The sequence below is a fragment of the Mariniflexile litorale genome (assembly GCF_031128465.2).
In the GTDB taxonomy this organism is placed as follows: domain Bacteria; phylum Bacteroidota; class Bacteroidia; order Flavobacteriales; family Flavobacteriaceae; genus Mariniflexile; species Mariniflexile litorale.
Window position 1 is genome coordinate 2,923,592 of record NZ_CP155618.1, and the last position, 18,922, is coordinate 2,942,513.

General features: G+C 31.7%; 15 protein-coding genes. 11 read left to right on the forward strand and 4 right to left on the reverse strand.

Translation table 11 applies throughout. The features are described 5' to 3' along the window. Nucleotides 1-54: 54 nt before the first annotated feature. The 11 genes from QLS71_RS12155 (at nucleotide 55) to QLS71_RS12205 (ending at nucleotide 16,167) form a co-directional block, all read left to right on the forward strand. A complete protein-coding gene (locus QLS71_RS12155; protein WP_308993891.1) occupies nucleotides 55-2,847 on the forward strand; it encodes a hypothetical protein in 2,793 nt (930 codons plus the stop codon). Between the two features lie 34 nt (nucleotides 2,848-2,881). Further along, nucleotides 2,882-4,282, forward strand: coding sequence for a glycosyl hydrolase family 28 protein (locus QLS71_RS12160; protein WP_308993890.1), 1,401 nt, complete (start codon nucleotides 2,882-2,884; stop codon nucleotides 4,280-4,282). Continuing rightward, complete coding sequence (locus QLS71_RS12165; RefSeq protein WP_308993889.1) at nucleotides 4,279-5,493, forward strand: DUF4861 family protein; 1,215 nt, start codon at nucleotides 4,279-4,281, stop codon at nucleotides 5,491-5,493. Before QLS71_RS12160 ends, QLS71_RS12165 begins: the two co-directional genes overlap by 4 nt. Nucleotides 5,494-5,552: 59 nt before the next feature. Next, nucleotides 5,553-7,127: a glycoside hydrolase 43 family protein gene (locus QLS71_RS12170; protein ID WP_308993900.1), complete on the forward strand. Its 1,575-nt coding sequence runs from the start codon at nucleotides 5,553-5,555 to the stop codon at nucleotides 7,125-7,127. A gap of 54 nt (nucleotides 7,128-7,181) precedes the next feature. Beyond that, complete coding sequence (locus QLS71_RS12175) at nucleotides 7,182-8,780, forward strand: hypothetical protein (RefSeq protein ID WP_308993888.1); 1,599 nt, start codon at nucleotides 7,182-7,184, stop codon at nucleotides 8,778-8,780. A 377-nt stretch (nucleotides 8,781-9,157) separates the two neighbouring features. Beyond that, entirely contained in the window at nucleotides 9,158-10,378 is a 1,221-nt protein-coding gene (locus QLS71_RS12180; protein ID WP_308993887.1) for a glycoside hydrolase family 88 protein, read from the forward strand. A 65-nt stretch (nucleotides 10,379-10,443) separates the two neighbouring features. Continuing rightward, nucleotides 10,444-11,763, forward strand: a complete 1,320-nt coding sequence (locus QLS71_RS12185) for a sugar porter family MFS transporter (RefSeq protein ID WP_308993886.1) — start codon at nucleotides 10,444-10,446, stop codon at nucleotides 11,761-11,763. An 819-nt stretch (nucleotides 11,764-12,582) separates the two neighbouring features. Then, on the forward strand, nucleotides 12,583-13,671 hold the full coding sequence (locus QLS71_RS12190) for a HAMP domain-containing sensor histidine kinase (protein ID WP_308993885.1): 1,089 nt from the start codon (nucleotides 12,583-12,585) through the stop codon (nucleotides 13,669-13,671). Nucleotides 13,672-13,676: 5 nt separating this feature from the next. Further along, on the forward strand, nucleotides 13,677-14,996 hold the full coding sequence (locus tag QLS71_RS12195; protein WP_308993884.1) for a sigma-54 dependent transcriptional regulator: 1,320 nt from the start codon (nucleotides 13,677-13,679) through the stop codon (nucleotides 14,994-14,996). 347 nt (nucleotides 14,997-15,343) lie between these two features. Continuing rightward, nucleotides 15,344-15,757: a GreA/GreB family elongation factor gene (locus QLS71_RS12200; RefSeq protein WP_308993882.1), complete on the forward strand. Its 414-nt coding sequence runs from the start codon at nucleotides 15,344-15,346 to the stop codon at nucleotides 15,755-15,757. Between the two features lie 23 nt (nucleotides 15,758-15,780). Further along, nucleotides 15,781-16,167, forward strand: a complete 387-nt coding sequence (locus QLS71_RS12205) for a hypothetical protein (RefSeq protein WP_308993881.1) — start codon at nucleotides 15,781-15,783, stop codon at nucleotides 16,165-16,167. Nucleotides 16,168-16,535: 368 nt separating this feature from the next. Here QLS71_RS12205 and QLS71_RS12210 read toward each other — a convergent pair whose 3' ends face one another. The 4 genes from QLS71_RS12210 to QLS71_RS12225 all read right to left on the reverse strand — a co-directional run bounded on the left by QLS71_RS12210 (nucleotide 16,536) and on the right by QLS71_RS12225 (nucleotide 18,840). Next, on the reverse strand, nucleotides 16,536-17,588 hold the full coding sequence (locus QLS71_RS12210; protein ID WP_308993880.1) for a T9SS type A sorting domain-containing protein: 1,053 nt from the start codon (nucleotides 17,586-17,588) through the stop codon (nucleotides 16,536-16,538). A 602-nt stretch (nucleotides 17,589-18,190) separates the two neighbouring features. Beyond that, complete coding sequence (locus QLS71_RS12215; protein WP_308993879.1) at nucleotides 18,191-18,358, reverse strand: hypothetical protein; 168 nt, start codon at nucleotides 18,356-18,358, stop codon at nucleotides 18,191-18,193. Nucleotides 18,359-18,427: 69 nt separating this feature from the next. Next, the gene (locus tag QLS71_RS12220; protein ID WP_308993878.1) at nucleotides 18,428-18,583 is read right to left on the reverse strand and encodes a hypothetical protein; all 156 of its coding nucleotides are present in this window, start codon (nucleotides 18,581-18,583) and stop codon (nucleotides 18,428-18,430) included. Between the two features lie 47 nt (nucleotides 18,584-18,630). Continuing rightward, entirely contained in the window at nucleotides 18,631-18,840 is a 210-nt protein-coding gene (locus tag QLS71_RS12225) for a thioredoxin family protein (RefSeq protein WP_308993877.1), read from the reverse strand. Nucleotides 18,841-18,922 lie beyond the last annotated feature (82 nt).

Consider the following 18,922-nt stretch of genomic DNA (forward strand, 5'->3'; position numbering starts at 1 on the left):
GTTAATAATTTTACTAACAACTGTTGTTTTAATTTTAAAGATGAATTTCATAAAATGAAAAGACTGATTGTTTTAATTGTATTGTTAGTTATTGTAAATAATATAGATGCTTATGCGCAAGAATTACCAGTTCCAGAAAGTGTAGGAAATCAACATCCCCGAATTTTTGGACAAGATATGTCTTTAGATGAAGTAAAAAAAATAGTAGAAAATGAAAAATGGGCTTCACAAATTATAGATAAAACTAAAAATCGTTTGGCTAAATATGTAGATTTTTATGAAAAAGACCCAACATGGTTAGTTTCAAGGTTACAAATGTATTGGAAAACCAAGTCGACTCAAGTGTATATCAATGGTGGTAAATACGACCATGCAGATGGAGAAGCACCAGTGCCCACAGTTAAATTTATTGGGGGCCGTGGAACACCATCAGATTATAAAAGACCAAAGTTAGAAGATGTAAAACCTTTTATGGACGATCCAAGAGGTTTGTATTTACAAAATAAAACCACTGATGCATGGGAGTGGGCGGCTATTTCAGCTACTAGTGCAACTACCGCATCTATTAATCGTGAAATTTTAAGTATAGCAAGAGATGCTGCCTTTTTATATTGGTATCAAGGAGATAAAAAGTATGCAGATTTGGCATACCATGTTCTAGATACTTATTTAAAAGGGATCTATTATTTGAATGAACCGATTGATTTAAGTCACGGACATCATCAAACCTTAGTAAGTTATACGCAGTTTGAAGTGATTCAAGAACATGTGTTGAATGAAGTGACGCAGTGCTACGATTTTTTACATAATTACATCAATACTAGCCATCCTGATAATTTAAAAATGTATGATGCTACTTTACAAAAATGGGCAGATTTAATTATTAAAAATGGCGTAAGTTTTAATAACTGGAACTTATTACAAGCAGCACATATATCGAACATTGCATTGGTGTTAGAAAATAATGATCAGTATGAAAATGGTATGGGAGGCCCTTATTATTTAGATCTGGTTATGAACCAAACTTCAACGCGCCAATGGTCTATGAAGAAGTTAATGGATTATGGTTACGATTACAATACAGGCTTATGGAATGAAAGTCCAGGATATTCTATGAATGTTTTAAATGATTTTATTCATTTTGCTGAGTTTTACGATCGTAATTTTAACATCGATTTAATCAAAGAACTTCCTGTTTTAAGAAAGGCAGTTATTGCTGCTCCAGAATATTTATACCCAAATAAATTTCAAGTAGCATTTGGAGACGGGCATTATGGTCATCTTAGATCGGAGCCAATAAAATATTTAATAGAGAATGCTCAAAAATATAACAAACCAGAAGATGAGCTTTATTTTACTAAAATGCTTAAAACTATTTATGACGAAAATGAATTTAATGGTGAGTTTGTAGGTAGAAATATTTCGGATTTATTTATTCACAATGGTTTTAAAGTTAAAGCGGAAATAAAATCTGGAAAATTATCAGATTTCACATCACCATTGTTTTATGCCCCTAACACTAGTTGGTTAGTTCAAAGACAAGGAGAGGATGAGAAGGATGCATTAATGATTAGTCAAATAGCTTCTTTTGGAAATCACATGCATTCTAATGGCATTGCCATGGAGTTGTATGGAAAAGGACTGCCATTAGCTCCAGAAATGGGACATGGTTCTAATTATTTTTCTATTGAATATGCGGAATATTACACACAGTTTCCTGCACATAATACAGTTATTGTAAACGGAAAATCAAAATATCCTGAAATGAAAAGTAATCATGCTTTTAATGTTTTAGGGATGTATCCAAAAAGTCAGAATAAAGAAGGAAATCTTAAAGGATATACCTTTTCTGATGTTTCTTTTTTAGAACCAGAAACCAACAGCAGTCAGCGTAGAGTCATGGGGATTGTAAAGAATGATGTAGGAGGTTTTTATATTGATGTTTTCCGTTCTAAACAAAAAGAAAATAAGGATGTTAAGCACGAGTATTTTTTCCACAATTTAGGTCAACAATTAAATTTAACCAATAATGATAATAAGCCTTTAATATTAAAATCGACCTCGTCTTTAGCTTTTGGTGACGGCGATTTAATGGCATATGATTATATGTGGGATAAAGCATCTGTAGAAACGAGTCAAGATTTTAAAGGACAATTTTCATTAAAAATGGAAGACAGAACAGTCAATATGAATCTTTGGTTTAAAGGAGAGAATAATAGAGAAATATTTTCTGTAATGTCACCAAAATCAACAGCATTTCGCCATGGTCCACTGCCAGAAGAATTGAATGACAACCCAATTCCTACATTAATAGTAAAGCAAAATGGAGAAGCTTGGTCTCGCCCGTTTGTAGCTATTTATGAGCCAGCCGAAAATGGAGATACAGCAATAGAAACTGTGGATTATTTTGGAACGGGAGAAAATGTAGGAATTCGCATTGTAGAAAAATCAGGGGAAGAGAATTTAGTATTTTCAAGTACAAGTGATGAAGATGAGTTAAGTATAAATGACTTTTCTGTAAGAGGAACTTATGGAGTGATTACTCATAAAAACAATGATTTTACTTTGTTTTTAGGAAAAGGAAAATCGATAGCGAATGCTACGTATACACTTGAGGTTAAGGGAACATCGGCATCGGCTTCTTTAAAAAATCAAAACAATCAATGGCGTTTTTTTACTGCAACCAACACGTATTTAAAAATTAAAGTAGATCATAAAATAAAAAAAGCAGTATTGATAGATGCTTCTGGTAAAGAGTATGTAGGCAAGTATGAAGGAAAATCTAAAACAGTAATTTTTGACCTTCCTGCGCTTTCTTTTCAAACTATTAAAATAGTCTTGAATTAATGAGGTTCTTCGCTAGAATAAAAAGTAACATAAAATGAAAAAATCATTAAGTATTATTATTACATTGATATGTTTCCAAATTTCAGCACAAGATAATCTTGTTATTTATGAAGTTCCTGGAGGATATAAATATTCAGCACATAATGACGATTTTACCGTTTTGGTAAGAGAGCCAGATGGAGTATGGAAAGACCTTTTTGAATATGAAGTAGAGGTGGATTTAGATACAAAGTCCAAAGCATCTATGGTTCATTTTGACTTTGATAAAAAAGTAGAATTAAAGGTTAGAAAGAATAATGGTATAATTTATAATGTTGATATTAGACCAAAATCATCTGGTGTAAATCCAACTGTAAAAGGAAATGAAATTACTTTTATGCTTGATAAATCTATGAACCTCTCTTTGGAAATTAATGGAGATAAGCTTCATAATCTACACATATTTGCAAACCCCATAGAAAAAAATAGACCCGACCCGAATGATCCTAATGTTATTTATTTTGGACCTGGAGTGCATCAACCAAACGATCAGCCGGGAGATGTTTATCATATTCCTTCTGGTAAAACGGTCTATGTTCATGGTGGAGCTATTATAAAAGCGAAGTTTTTAGTAAATAAAGCTGAGGACGTAAAAATTATAGGTAGAGGCATTGTAATGCAACCTGAAAGAGGTGTCGAAATTAGGTATTCCAAAAATGTCACTGTTGATGGTTTAATATTCATCAACCCAAAACACTATACCATATATGGAGGAGAGACAAACGGATTAACCATTAAAAATATAAAATCATTTAGTAGCCAAGGCTGGAGCGATGGTATCGATTTAATGTCGTGTTCTAATGTAGAAATTGACAAGGTATTTATGCGGAATTCAGATGACTGTATTGCAATTTATGCACATCGTTGGGGGTTTTATGGAGATGCTAGAAATTATGAAATAAAAAACTCAATTCTTTGGGCCGATATTGCACATCCTACTAATATTGGTATCCATGGAAATGCAGAGCAAGAGGGAGAAATTATAGAAAATATACATTTTTATAATATCGATATTTTAGAACACGATGAAGACGATCGTAATTATCAAGGTTGTTTGGCTATTAGTGGCAGTGATAAAAACTTGATTAAAAATATTAAATACGAAGACATTCGAATAGACAATATACAGGAAGGTCAACTATTTAATTTTAGAGTTTTTTTTAATGAAAAATATAGTGCTGCTCCAGGTAGAAATATAGAAGGAGTAGTACTTAAAAATATTACCTATACAGGTAGACTTCCAAATCCGTCCTTAATTCAGGGGTATAGTGAAAATGAACAGATTATAAATGTAACCATACAAAACTTAAAAATTAACGATAAAGTGATTTCAAAACAAGATGACACTTTTTTTACCATCGGTGAATTTACGAATGATATAAAATTTAAAAAATGAAAAAATTCTCAAAGGTTGTTTTAATCCTCAATAGTATTGTTGTTCTTTCTTTTTTTTCAAGTTGTAAAAACAAAAAAGAAATAAGAGAACTTACCCTGGTAGTAGTAAATAATTTAGATTTTGCACGCAACGAAGTAGTCGCTATAAAGAGTGCAGATATTTCAGAGGTATTAAAGCATAGTCGTCAAGAGTCTATTAGAATACAAAATCAAACGACTAAGGAGTATATAACTACGCAGTGGATCGATAACGATCAAGATGGAGTTATGGATGAACTACTTTTTCAATCCGAAGCACCTGCCAATGCCTCTGTAAAATATGTGTTGGTTATTGATAGTCTTATTAATGCCAAGGAAACAACAGCAGTTACTTTTTCTAGATTGGTTCCGGAAAGGACAGACGATTATACATGGGAAAATGATAAAGTAGCTTTTAGAACTTATGGCCCAGAAGCGCAACGTAGAATTGAACAAAATGAATATGGGGGGACTTTATCTAGTGGTATAGATCTTTGGTTAAAACGTGTCAATTATTCTATTATAGATAAATGGTATGCTAAAAACATAGAAACCGAAGGGTATTATCACATCGATCATGGAGAAGGTTACGATCCTTATCATGTAGGGAAAAGCAGAGGTACTGGAGGTATTGGCATTTGGGAAAACGATAGCTTGTATGTTTCTAAAAATTTTATTGCTTATAAAACGATAGCAAGAGGGCCTTTAAGAACTGTTTTTGAACTGGATTATGCTCCCTGGAGTAATTATAAGATAAAAGAAACGAAAAGAGTTACGTTAGACTTGGGTAGTAACTTTTCAAAGTTTGAGATAAAGTTAAATTCAGAAGAAGAAGCTCCAAATTACACCATTGGAATAACAAAACACGATGGAAAAGGAGAGGTTAAATTGAATAATCAAGAAGGTTGGTTTAGGCATTGGGAACCAATAGACGATGCTTTTATAGGGGAAGGAATTGTGATAGATAATTCATTAGTAAAAGAATCAATAAATCATGATTCAAAAACACCCGATCAAAGTCAAGTATTGATAGTGACTCAACCGAAGGAAAATACACTTAGTTATTATGTTGGTTTTGCTTGGACTAAAAGTGGTCAAGTTTTTAATGTTGAAGATTGGGATAAAATGTTAGATAAACAAAGTATGATTGTGAAAAGTCCATTGGTTTTATCAATAGTAAAAACAAGTAAGTAATGAGAACAATAAAAAAAGAATTTATAAGAAACGCTTTTTTTTTCTTTCTTATAATATCGATGCAGTCCATGGTAGCACAGAAATATGTGTCTAAAGTTTGGACGTCAGATAATGGAAACGGAACCTATACCAATCCTGTTTTATATGCAGATTATTCAGATCCAGATGTTATTAGAGTGGGGGATAATTTTTATATGACAGTAAGTAGTTTTAATTGTACACCAGGTCTACCTATTTTACATTCAAAAGACTTGGTAAATTGGGAAATTGTTAATTACGCTTTAGAAAAGCAAATTCCAGAAGAAGTATTTAATATCCCTCAACACAGTAAAGGTGTTTGGGCTCCCAGTTTAAGATACCATAATGATGAGTTTTATATCTATTGGGGAGATCCGGACTTTGGTGTATACATGATTAAAACCAATGATGTGTATGGAAAATGGTCAAAACCCGTATTGGTATTAGAAGGAAAAGGAATCATAGACCCCTGTCCATTATGGGATGGAGACAATACGTATTTGGTGCATGCTTGGGCAGGAAGTCGAGCGGGAATTAATAGCATATTAACCATGCGTACTATGAATAAAGAAGGAACTAAGGTTTTAGATGAAGGTAAAAATATATTTGATGGACATGAAAACCATCACACTGTAGAAGGTCCAAAATTGTACAAAAAAGATGGGTATTATTACATCTTAGCTCCTGCAGGAGGTGTGGAAACTGGATGGCAGTTAGCATTACGATCTAAAAATATTTATGGTCCTTATGAAGAAAAAATTGTTTTGGAGCAAGGAAGTACTGAAATTAATGGTCCTCATCAAGGAGCTTGGGTAACTTCACCCAATAATGAATCTTGGTTTGTACATTTTCAAGATCAGGCGGTTTATGGAAGAGTGCTTTGGGTAACTCCAATATCATGGGATAATAATTGGCCTGAAATGGGGAAGGATTTAGACGGAAATGGAATAGGAGAACCTATACTTACACATAAAAAACCTGTGCAGGGCATGTCAATAGCATCACCTCAAGAAAGTGATGAGTTTAATGATGGAAAACCAGGGCTACAATGGCAATGGTATGCAAATTCATCTGTTAAATGGAGTGCTCAAATTCCTGGAACCGATTATTTAAGGTTGTTTGCAATGAGTAAAAAAGAACTGCCTAATTTATGGGATATGCCCAGTTTATTATTACAAAAGTTACCAGCTCCAAATTTTAAAGCAACTACTAAAGTTATATTAAATACGGAATGGGATGCTCCAGGCAAAACAGCTGGATTAATCATGATGGGACAATCTTATGCGTATGTAGGAATTGCGTATCATGATGATAAATATTGGGTGCAACAAGTTATTTGTAAAAATGCGAGCAGGGGTGCTTCTGAAACAGTGATTGTAGAAAAAGAATTAAAATCAAATACTGTTTTTTTAAGAATGGAAGTGTCTGCACCTAATGCAACCTGTATATATAGTTATAGCGAAAATAGTAAAAAGTTCACAGAAATAGGAACCAGTTTTAATGCAGAAAAAGACCTTTGGATTAGTGCCAAAATGGGCATTTTTGCCGCAAGTGATAAAGAAGTGAGAATGGGAGGATATGCGGATTTTGATTGGTTTAGAGTGGAAAATAAATAGGAAATAGTTATACTAAGAAATAAAACACTGTTTTAGAAAACAAAGATTGAAAAAATGATTAAAAAATTTCTTTTCATGTTCCTTGTTATTACAGGTTTTTGTACATATGCTCAAGTTTGGCAATGGCGTGTTAAGGTTGATACTTATATTTCTAACGAAACAAATGATTATCCTCAAGCATTTTTATGGATACCTGAAAATTGTAAGCAAGTAAAAGGCGTTGTTTTTACGCAGCACAACATGATTGAAGAAGGTGTTTTAGAGCATCAATATTTTAGAAAAAAAATGACAGAAATTGGTTTTGCTGAAATTTGGGTAACTCCAGGTTTTGCCATAACATTTGATGTTAAAAAAAATGAGGACAAAATTTTTGAAGAGATCATGAAATCTCTAGCTGAGGTTTCGGGTTATCAAGAATTATTGTATGCACCTATCGTTCCTATGGGACATTCAGCCTATGCAAGTTTTCCTTGGAATTTTGCAGCTTTTACTCCAGATAGAACTTTGGCTTTGGTTTCTGTTCATGGTGATGCCCCTCAAACCAATTTAACGGGTAGTGGTAAACCGAATCCTGATTGGGAAGATAGAAATATAAATGGCATTCCAGGGTTGTTTGTAATGGGTGAATATGAATGGTGGGAAGAAAGGATGATACCTGGATTTGAATATCAACAAAAGCATCCTAAAAGTGTAATCACTTGGTTTGCAGATGCGGGTCACGGACACTTTGATTATTCTGATGCATTGGTAAGGTATATAGCAAATTATATTGTAAAAGTAGCAGTGCATAGATTGCCTAAAAAATCATTTTTGAATAATCCAGTAACACTAAAACAAGTAGTACCTAGTTCAGGTTGGTTAATGGATAGGTGGAGACAAGATTCAATTCCAAAATATACTACTACCAAGTACAAAAAATATCAAGGAGATAGATATACTGCTTCATGGGTTTTTGATAAAAAAATGGCACAAGCGACCGAAGCCTATTATGCTAAAGCTAGAGGGAAAATAAATCAGTATATTGGTTTTAAGCAAGGTGGTGACGTATTAACTCCTCATAAGACACATGCAAGTTTTAATTTAGATTTTAAACCTTTAAAAGATGGAATTAGTTTTAATTTAAATGCTTTTTATGCAGATTCATCTAGAGTTAAATCAGTTAAAAATCATGCCAAGACTTCACTACTCATCGATCGAATTTGTGGTCCGGTAAAAAAAGTAAACGATACCACATTTAAAATTGATTTTTACAGAATGGGTTTTAAGAATCTTAAACGAAGTAATGATGTTTGGTTGTTGGCTCATAATAAAGGAGATGATAAATATAAAAGTGTGGTTCAGCAATTAGATATGCATTTTCCTTTGGTAAATAAGTCTGGGAAAGAGCAAATTGTTACGTTTAATCATATAGAAAATATAAAGGAAGGAATAACAACACTTGCTTTAAACGCTACTTCAAATGTGGGATTAAAAGTGAGTTATTATGTGAAAGAAGGTCCTGTTGTTTTAAAGGAGGATGTGTTATATTTTAGAAAAATACCTTCCAGAACAAAATTTCCAGTTAAAGTTACTGTTGTAGCATGGCAGTATGGTATTGCAAATAAAGTACAATCAGCAAAACCAATAGAGCAAAGTTTTTATATCATAAAGTAATAGCGTTTTATAATATTATTGAGATTTAAAAAAGCACATATTTCTAAAGTATGTGCTTTTTTTATGGAATATATTACTCATAAATACTATTTGTAAAGTGGAGTTTGTTATAAAATAAATTATTAAAATAAGATATGCAGGAGTGATGGTTTTTTTGGTATTAATTAGAAGTTAGTAGCATGGGTTTGACTTCGAGGTTTTTATTTTCTGTTATTTATGTGAGTTATACCTATAATTTATATGGATTGAATCATAATTTATGTAGTTGTAAAATTATTCTTGATATTATTGTCACTATCTAATATTTATGAATCGTTAATATGATGATTTTTAAAATATAGGTTTTATTAAAAAGTAAGGAAACTGAAGTGAACAAGATGAATATTAAATTACAAATTTTAAGATCAATTTTTGGAACGTTATTGATGGTTGGATGTGCTAACACTTCCAATCAGGCAAAATTTGATGAAACTTTTAATGTAGATGAACAATTAGAGTATTGTGTGGGGCAAGCTTCTAAAGCATTAAAACTAACATTGGCAGAAGGAGATATTCCAAGAAATATAGCACCTAATTCTAAAGCGTGGAGATATGTCGATTATAAAGATTGGACTAGTGGATTTTGGCCTGGTGAACTTTGGTATTTATATGAATTTTCAGGAAATGATCATTTAAAAGCATCAGCCGATAAGTTTACAAGATATTTAACACCACTCTCTGTAATGCCTGCCTTAGATCATGACCTTGGATTTCAAGTATTCAATAGTTTTGGAAATGGATTTAGGTTAACTAAAAATGTTGATTACAAAGATGTTATTCTTAAAACAGCCGATACACTTGCTACACTTTTTAATCCTAACGTAGGAACCATTTTATCATGGCCAAGAGATGTACCAAATATGGAGTGGCCACAGCACAACACTATTATGGATAACATGATTAATTTAGAGTTGTTGTTTTGGGCATCAAAAAATGGAGGAAGTAAATCTTTATATGATATCGCAGTTAGTCATGCAGAAGTAACTATGAGAAATCATTTCAGACCAGATTATACCTCTTATCATGTTGTTGTATACGATAAAAATACAGGTGAAAAAATAAAAGGAGTTACACATCAGGGATATAGTGACGATAGTATGTGGGCTAGAGGACAAGCTTGGGCAATTTATGGATACACTATGGTATATAGAGAAACTAAAGACCCTAAATTCTTGGATTTTGCACAGAAGATTACTAAAGTGTATTTAGACCGTTTGCCTAAAGATTTAATTCCATATTGGGATTTTGACGCTCCTGGTATTCCAAATGAACCAAAAGATGCGTCTGCCTCTGCAGTAGTAGCGTCTGCTCTTCTGGAACTATCGACTTTTAAGAATGATTCAGACTTGTCCAAATATTATTTGGATAAAGCTGAAGGCATGCTAATGGAACTTTCTCTAAATTATCAAAGTAAAGATAAGAATACAGCTTGTTTATTACATTCAACAGGGCACAAGCCTGCAGGTTCTGAAATAGATTATTCAATTACTTATGCAGATTATTATTATATAGAAGCTCTATTAAGATTAAAAAAAATAAAAGAAGGTAAAAATCTTTAAACTCATAGATTTAAAGCGTAAATAAATAATTAAACCAGACTAAACAAGCATCATTTTAAATAATTATGAATAGAAAAATTTTAATATGGTCTATAACAGCTGCGTTAGCTGGATTTCTTTTTGGATTCGATACCGTAGTCATATCTGGTGCAGAAAAAACATTGCAAGTGTTATGGAATACAACACCTCGTTTTCATGGTATTGTGGTAATTGGAATGGCATTGTGGGGAACAGTAATTGGTGCTTTCTTTGGTGCTATTCCAACCAATAAAATGGGTCGGAAAAATACATTAATTTGGATTGGTGTTTTATATACAGTTTCTGCTGTAGGATCTGGACTCGCTATGGATCCTTGGACATTCGCTTTTTTTAGATTTATTGGAGGTGTTGGCGTTGGAGCCTCTACCATTGCAGCACCTGCTTATATTTCTGAAATTGCACCAGCAAAAGATAGAGGTAAATTGGTAGGTTTATATCAATTTAATATAGTGTTTGGTATCCTAGTAGCTTTTCTTTCTAATTATTTATTAAATGATATTGGTGAAAATGCTTGGCGTTGGATGGTTGGAGTTGAAGCCATACCTGCAGCGATATATACCTTGTTTGCTTTTACAATTCCTAAAAGTCCAAGATGGCTGCTCACCAAGTTTAGAAATGATGAAGCTAAAAGTGTACTTCAAAAAATTAATCCAAATCATAATCCAGAAACACTTATGATGGAAATTAAAGAAGAAATGGAAAATACGATACCTAATGAAAATATCTTCCTAAAGAAATATAGATTTCCACTGTTACTTGCTTTTTTAATCGCATCTTTTAATCAATTTTCCGGAATCAATGCCTTATTATATTATGCCCCAAGAATTTTAACTGAAGTTGGTTTAGAAGAAAGTTCAGCTTTATTAAGTAGTATTGGAGTAGGGGTTACTAATTTAATATTTACTCTGTTAGGAATATTTTTAATTGACAGGTTAGGAAGAAAACAATTAATGTATATAGGATCGATTGGTTACATTGTTTCCTTGTCATTAGTTTCTGCCGCTTTCTTTTTTAAATGGGAAGGAAGTTTAATGCCCATATTTTTATTCATGTTTATTGCGGCTCACGCTATTGGTCAAGGCACAGTAATATGGGTGTTTATTTCTGAAATTTTTCCAAATCACTTAAGAGGTTCAGGACAATCATTTGGCAGTTCCATACATTGGATATTAGCAGCTGTAGTGCCATCTTTAGTGCCAATAATGTTCTCCAGTATTGGAGCAGGAGCTGTATTTCTGTTTTTTGCAATTATGATGGTATTTCAATTACTTTTTGTCATATTTATTATGCCAGAAACAAAAGGAAAAACATTAGAAGAACTTGAAAATATTGTTTTAAATAAGTAAATAGAAAATTTGTTGTTAGGTTCAGTCGTCAAAGAAAGCTATGAAGGCATTCATTTTTTCAGGAACTTAAACTGGCTAGCAAGGCTAGCCTAACGAAACAAAGATCTTATTTCTCTCTCTACCTGTAGTATTATAACGAACAACTGATACTAGCGTAAAATCCTTCTTAATTTTATCAAATCCAAGCAAAGCAAATACTGTTTACATATCAAATTTATTAAAAAACCCTGAAGTGAAAGGCTGATACTTCAGGGTTTATTACTAATCAAACTAAATAAAACTTGGGTTAGGTCTGTAATTAGATTTATTTACGTTTTCTATTTTGCTTTGACTCCAGTTTCATTTTAATTTTCTCTTGCTTTTTAGTTTTTAAATCAACTTTAGGCGTTTTTAAGGTTTTTCCTCTTGCCATGATTTCTAATATTTAAAGTGTTTAAAATAATTTCAATTTTATCGGAAACGAAAACCTTAACCCGCGAGGAGTCATCAATTGTTTAGCAATTATAATGGTTAAATGGAATAAGGTATTCGGAATGTGTTAAGCACCCTCGCCGTGCTTATAAAGTCGGGAAGATGATTTTCAATTTACAAATTTGAAAGATTGTTTGACATGGGAAAAAATAGTCAAAACATATTTTACTTACTATAAAATAATTTATAAAATTAAAATTACCAAGCATAATAAAACCTAAAAGATTATGTTACAAACATAAAGCTTCCTACCTAATGAAAAGTTAATTAATTCTTAAACCTTATATAAACATTATAAATATTCTAGTTATTATAAGTACAATTAATTTTTTATTTTAAATACTAATTATGAGTCACATAGAAACTGCATTAAAAGAACGCATAAAAGAACTAACGTGTCTTTATGAAATATCGTCCATTATTGTAAATGCAGATATTGAAAGTATAGAAGACACTTTAAAAGCGATTACGTATAGTTTAAAAAAGGCGTTTCAATTCCCTAAAGAAACACATATTGCTATTTTATTAGATTCTATTCATGTGGGGACCACTCAAGCTTTAGAAAAAAACATAGTATTAGTATCTGATATTTCTGTTTTTAATAAATTAGCTGGGACTATTTCTGCTCATTTAGATCATTCAAAATTTACAACGGAAGATTTTTTGAAAGAAGAACAATTACTACTTAATAGTATCGCTTTAAAGCTAGGTAATTTGCTCGAAAGGATTGAAATACGAAGAAATGAAATTTCTTTAAAGCGCCAAATGGAGCATGCAGACCGACTTAATATTTTAGGTGAAATTACTGCTGGAATCGCACATGAACTCAACACCCCTTTGGCCAATATTTTAGGTTTTTCTGAATTATTGAAAGATGGGCTTGGTAATGATAATAAAAACTCAGCCGATTTAGATAAAATCATTCAAAATGTTATTTTCTCCAGAGAAGTAGTGAAAAAACTCATGTTTTTTGCCTGTGAAATGCCTCAAAAAATGGAGATGCTCAATATTGTTCCGAGTATTAAAGGCGCCCTAGATTTGTTAAACACTACATTTAAAAAACACGATGTAAAATATATTGTAAAAATAGAAGAGGAAGCATTATGGTTGCGTGCAGATACGATACAACTTACACAGATACTATTTAACCTTATTATCAATGCTATATACTTTTCACCAAAAAACGGAATTGTTACAATCACTGCACTTCAAACGGACAAGGATATTGTTCTTAAAGTTTCAGATGAAGGTTCAGGACTTTCAACGGAGGCATTAGAAAAGGTGTTTCAACCATTTTTTTCAACAAAGCCTACAGGTGACGGCTCAGGCCTGGGCTTAAGCGTTGTTCACGGTATTGTTTCTAGTCACAAAGGAACTATTATCGCAGAGAATAATTCACTTAAAGGCGCTACCTTTACTGTAGCATTGCCAAAATAATTATTATGCAGTTTCAAAAAGAAAATATATTAGTTGTAGATGATGATATTAATATTTTGGAATTATTACAACGTCATTTACAATCATGGAATTATCACATCTATAAAGCTGTTTCGGTTAAAGAAGCTGTTGCTATACTAAGAGATACTTCAATTGATTTGTTAATTACTGATTTAAAAATGCCAGAAGTTGATGGTTTTGAACTCATTAAATTTGTCTCTGAACATTACCCTAAACTACCAAAACTTGTAGTTACAGGATATCCATCCATTCAAGATTCACTAACAGCTATAAAATCTAAAGTAGGCTATCTTACAAAACCTTTTACAAAAGAAGAATTAAAGTCTGCTATAGACAATTCTTTATCTAAAAATCAAGTCAACTTAAAATCCACAGCTAAAGAACGAGATAAAGAAGCATATGGTGATATAATTGGTGCTTCAGAAAAGATTGATAAGGTCATTCAAATTATTGAACGGGTTAAGGATAATAAAGCGACGGTTTTCATTCAAGGTGAAAGTGGAACGGGTAAAGAATTGGTGGCTCGTGCTATCCATTATCAAGGTAAATTTTCAAGAGCACCATTTATTTCTGTGAATTGTGGTGGCATTCCTGAGAATCTTATGGAAGCAGAATTATTTGGTTATGTTAAAGGCGCTTTTACAGGAGCAGATACTAATCGGGATGGTTATTTTCAAGCAGCTCAGGGAGGTACTATTTTTTTAGATGAAATTGGGAATGCATCCATAGCAGTTCAATCAAGACTGTTACGTGTTTTACAAGAAAAAGAAGTGATGAAAGTCGGTTCTCAGAAATCAGAAAAAGTAGATGTACGTATTATTGCAGCATCCAATAGTAATTTAAAGGAGATGATTACAAAACAAGCTTTCAGGGAAGATTTATACTATAGACTTACCGTTGTTGAAATTGATGTAGTTCCTTTAAGAGAGCGAAAAGAAGATATTCCGTTGTTGGTAGATAAATTTTTATTCAAATACGGTGTAGAATATAAAGATCGTTTTGTAAAAATAAATTCAGAAGCATCTGATTTATTACAGCGTTATGATTGGCCTGGAAATATAAGGGAATTAGAAAACGTTATTCAACGTGCTGTAATTATGTGTGATAAAATAATTGAAATAGAACATTTACCGAATGCTCTTAAGTTTAATATTGAGTTTTCAAGTGAAAAGTTAGTTTCACTCAAAGAAATGGAAAGACAGTACATTAAAAAAGTTTTGAATGTTACAAATAATAACAAAACCAAAGCTGCTGAAATTCTAGGTATTGACAGAAAAACGATTCGTCAAAAACTTTCAGAATAGACATATTAATTCCATAAACAATTTCGGAGCGTTTTAACCCAGTCGGGTAATTATGTACCACTTATCTTTTTTATACTAAATTCTAAAAACCCCATAAAACCTTGTTTATAAATGGTTTATCGCATCTGGTGTTCTTTATACTATGTGCTGGCATATATATTGTTTTAAGTTAAAAAACATTAAACAATGAAGTCAAACCATTTTAATTTATGTCCTAATTGCAGGCACATTGCTACATGTGTACTTACTGATCAAAAAAGTCATGTATGGTCGTGTAGTGAATATGATGAGTTGATTCAAAAAAAAATTATATACAACACGGGATATTCCCATAAATAATTAAAAAAATGAAATACGGAAGTATAATGTTAGAAAAAAAGGAGTATGTGTATATAAAACGCATACTTAACATTTCTGGATATGTAGGTGACCATGAAATTCAAAAATCATTGATAAAATTCACCGAAGAACTAAAAACTGCCCATATTCTAGATGAAGCAGAAATTCCTGATGATGTGGTGCGGTTAAATAGTATGGTTACTGTTATTTCAGATAACACTTGGGAAAAAACTATTCAGATTGTGCAGCCATCAGAAAAGGATATAAAAAATAATAAGATTTCTATCCTTACTCCCATGGGAGCTGCCTTGTTTGGATATTCTGTAAATGATATTGTTCTATGGGATTTCCCAACAGGAAAGAAAGAATTAAAAATTATTGAAGTAACTCAGCAAAAACAAGAGAAGTTTTTGATGTATTAATCTAAATAAAAATAAGACTAGCGATGATAATTCATAATCATGACTCAGATGTAAATGTTTTACATAAATACAATTTTATAGAACTTAAAGGATGGGTGAATCAGCTTCAATATATAAATATTGAAGTTGATAAACTGTTAAATTTATATGCCCAATCTATTCAGAATAATAAAATTCCAAAAAACATTTTGACTCTTTTTTCTAAACGTAAAGAGTCTAATAAACAACTTTTAGAAACCGTTTTAATATATTCTAATACATATAAAAAAGTATCAGAGTGTGATAATTTACAATGTGATATGTTTTTTTTAGGAGAATATGAACGTCTTCGAAAAAGCTATCAATATCATTTAGATAAATACCAAAGACTTAAAAACACCTGGTACGACAGGACGTTTCAAAAATTATAATTCTTGAACTAAAATTTAAGTGTTTAAAATTACTGCTGAGTATGAATCTATATATGAAAATCAAAAATTTTAAGTTGTATTTCATTTTAGGATTGTTAACAACAGCTTTTATATTTTTAATAAAAATGTAAGTACTTTTATTAAATAAAATGGTTTTCCAAAAATGAAAAAACCTTGCTAATTATTAAACTAGCAAGGTTTTATTTAGGATGTTATCCCAATTGTGATTTGGTAGGGATTCGGACTGTCTATTTAGTTAATTGATATTCAAAAAAGTTAAATAGTTAATGTTATTTGTAAGTACCTATTAAGATACTAAACTTAGGGTTAAGCACTAAATCCTGTATTAATTATTGTTGGTAAACGTTTTATTTTTTTATAAATGTGAGAGTATTTTTGTTATTAAATTTCAAGTAGTATATCCCATTAATTAAATTTTGAATATCAATATTTTCATTATTAGAGATGTTCCCTTCTTTAACTTTTTGGCCTAAAATACTATATAAACTATAATTTTCTGTTTTGTTTAATCCTGAAACTTGAACAAAATCAGATGTTGGATTTGGAAATAGTGTTGTTTTATTATTCAATAAAAAATTATTTATTGATAATGTAGATAAAGTATATTTGGAGATCATAGAAGCCGTGCATTCAGTGATATATAGTTCATTGTTATAAATAATTGTTACAGCAGGCGTGGTTAATCCTGTAGCAATATCTGTTGTACTTGGAGTTGCATCTAAAATGTTTATTTTAGAAATATCACCACTATCATATTCAGATATATATAAATTATTATTATCAAGGGATAGGCCAGCCGGACCATCTAATCCATTTATAACGTCCGTGGTGGTTGTAGGTATTGGGGCTGTAATGTTGATTTTGGAAACTTTACCGGCTCCATATTCAGCAATATAAAGGTCATTACCATTAAGTAATATTTCCAAAGGACGATCTAATCCTGTAACAACATCTGTTAGGGTCGGTGTTGGATCATTAATGTTTATTTTAGAAATTTTATTAGCACCATATTCAATGATGTACAAGTCGTTACCATTAAGTATTGTTTTATAAGGTTTATTTAATCCCTCAACGACAGGTGTTGTTCCGGCAGATAGATTTGTAATATCTATTTTAGAAATTTTATCAGCACCTAATTCGCATATGTATAGGTCATTACCATTAAACATTACTCCTATAGGAATATTTAATCCCGTAACAACATCTGTTGTTGAGGGTGATGCATCAGTAATGTCTATTTTAGAAATTTTATTAGCATCATCTTCAGATATATACAAGTTATTCCCATTAATAGCCATTCCCTCAAGACCATTTAATGAACTAATAACATGTGTTGTTTGAGCGCTTATATTTATACATGTAAGGATGTAAATTGAGGCTAAAAAATAAATTTGTTTCATTGTGTATTATTTAATTGTTAATATTTGGGTCATTTTGTTTTGTCAACGGTTTCGCGTAGCTATTCGTAGCGGAAAATTAAGAAAAACAAATGGAAAAATTAATTGAGAAAAGGTGTTTTTCCGAAGGGAAAATCTAAAGTAATGGTTTTCATAGACATAGGCGTTGGTAAATGTTTTTAATTCAGTCGGTCTGTTTTTTTGTCAGCTATCAGGAGCCGATGGTGTTAACTTTTAGTTTGGAGGAGATGTACAAATCCAACTTTGGATGGTCAATTTAATCTAGTTGGAGGTAGTATATTTATACAGATTATCATATTAATTTTAGCGCAGGAGATTATTTGAGTGTATATAATTCAAGATCAGGCAGTAATGTTTGTGATCCTACGGCTATTATTTTGTGAAATGGGGGAAGGAATAAAATTTTATACTATGAGAAGGTTTTACAAAATCTAGTGCTAACGAACCTTGCACGTTTTTATGAAGAATTTGAGAGAACCCAAAACCTAAAGAATAAGAATTACGTCCTTTATCTTGAAACTCACTAAATCTAGGATTGTAATTTGTGTTACCTGTAATCGTATTTTGCGTAAAGAGAGAGTTACTTAAACCATTACCATTTTCTCCAATGGTCTTAATTCGGTGGGGTAAATCGCATTCCAGGTATCGATGTATATATTTGCATTTACACTTAATTCCGTATTCTTTTCGTTAAACAATTTAGTGTAACTACCTCTAATACCAGCTGAAAAATAATCGTATTCTGATGACATTGATATTTTTGCAGACCACATATTATTTCTGTCATCAGAGCTATGACTATAACTTCCAGTTAAGTTTGCTCAAAGGTCGCTACTTGATGCTCCAGAGGATGCTTGAAATGGGTCTGCAGAGCCATCATCAAAAGGTTCAATGTTACTTGATGATACTGAAGTATATGCAGAAATTCCTGCATCAATAGTTAATACGTCATCATTATTTAAAGGGATTGAAACCACAAAAGTTCCTGTAATATCGGTTAGCTCTTCTGTCCCTATACCACCACTTACTTTATAAAAGCGTCAGTACTCCAAATCTCTCGGTCTAGTTTAGTACATGGTGCATACCAATCAGAACCTTGAAACACTAGTATTATTGGCTTACTTTCTTTGGCAGCCATTTCTTTTGCAACAATAATGTCTGTTTGCCATTCTTGAGCAATTGTTGTACTTATGCTTAGAATCATTACTATTAGTGCCACAATTATTCTTTTCATTTTATTGTTATTTAGTTTTTACAAATGTTTGGTCTATATTTAGACCAATAGCTATCAACGCATGTATTATTTTTTTGTTGTT

Coding starts and splice junctions, on each gene's coding strand:
- QLS71_RS12180 (WP_308993887.1), top strand. CDS start 9,158: ATGAATATTAAATTACAAATTTTAAGATCAATTTTTGGAACGTTATTG.
- QLS71_RS12155 (WP_308993891.1), top strand. CDS start 55: ATGAAAAGACTGATTGTTTTAATTGTATTGTTAGTTATTGTAAATAAT.
- QLS71_RS12165 (WP_308993889.1), top strand. CDS start 4,279: ATGAAAAAATTCTCAAAGGTTGTTTTAATCCTCAATAGTATTGTTGTT.
- QLS71_RS12225 (WP_308993877.1), bottom strand. CDS start 18,840: ATGAAAAGAATAATTGTGGCACTAATAGTAATGATTCTAAGCATAAGT.
- QLS71_RS12170 (WP_308993900.1), top strand. CDS start 5,553: ATGCAGTCCATGGTAGCACAGAAATATGTGTCTAAAGTTTGGACGTCA.
- QLS71_RS12215 (WP_308993879.1), bottom strand. CDS start 18,358: ATGTCATCAGAATACGATTATTTTTCAGCTGGTATTAGAGGTAGTTAC.
- QLS71_RS12190 (WP_308993885.1), top strand. CDS start 12,583: ATGAGTCACATAGAAACTGCATTAAAAGAACGCATAAAAGAACTAACG.
- QLS71_RS12160 (WP_308993890.1), top strand. CDS start 2,882: ATGAAAAAATCATTAAGTATTATTATTACATTGATATGTTTCCAAATT.
- QLS71_RS12195 (WP_308993884.1), top strand. CDS start 13,677: ATGCAGTTTCAAAAAGAAAATATATTAGTTGTAGATGATGATATTAAT.
- QLS71_RS12205 (WP_308993881.1), top strand. CDS start 15,781: ATGATAATTCATAATCATGACTCAGATGTAAATGTTTTACATAAATAC.
- QLS71_RS12185 (WP_308993886.1), top strand. CDS start 10,444: ATGAATAGAAAAATTTTAATATGGTCTATAACAGCTGCGTTAGCTGGA.
- QLS71_RS12210 (WP_308993880.1), bottom strand. CDS start 17,588: ATGAAACAAATTTATTTTTTAGCCTCAATTTACATCCTTACATGTATA.
- QLS71_RS12175 (WP_308993888.1), top strand. CDS start 7,182: ATGATTAAAAAATTTCTTTTCATGTTCCTTGTTATTACAGGTTTTTGT.
- QLS71_RS12200 (WP_308993882.1), top strand. CDS start 15,344: ATGAAATACGGAAGTATAATGTTAGAAAAAAAGGAGTATGTGTATATA.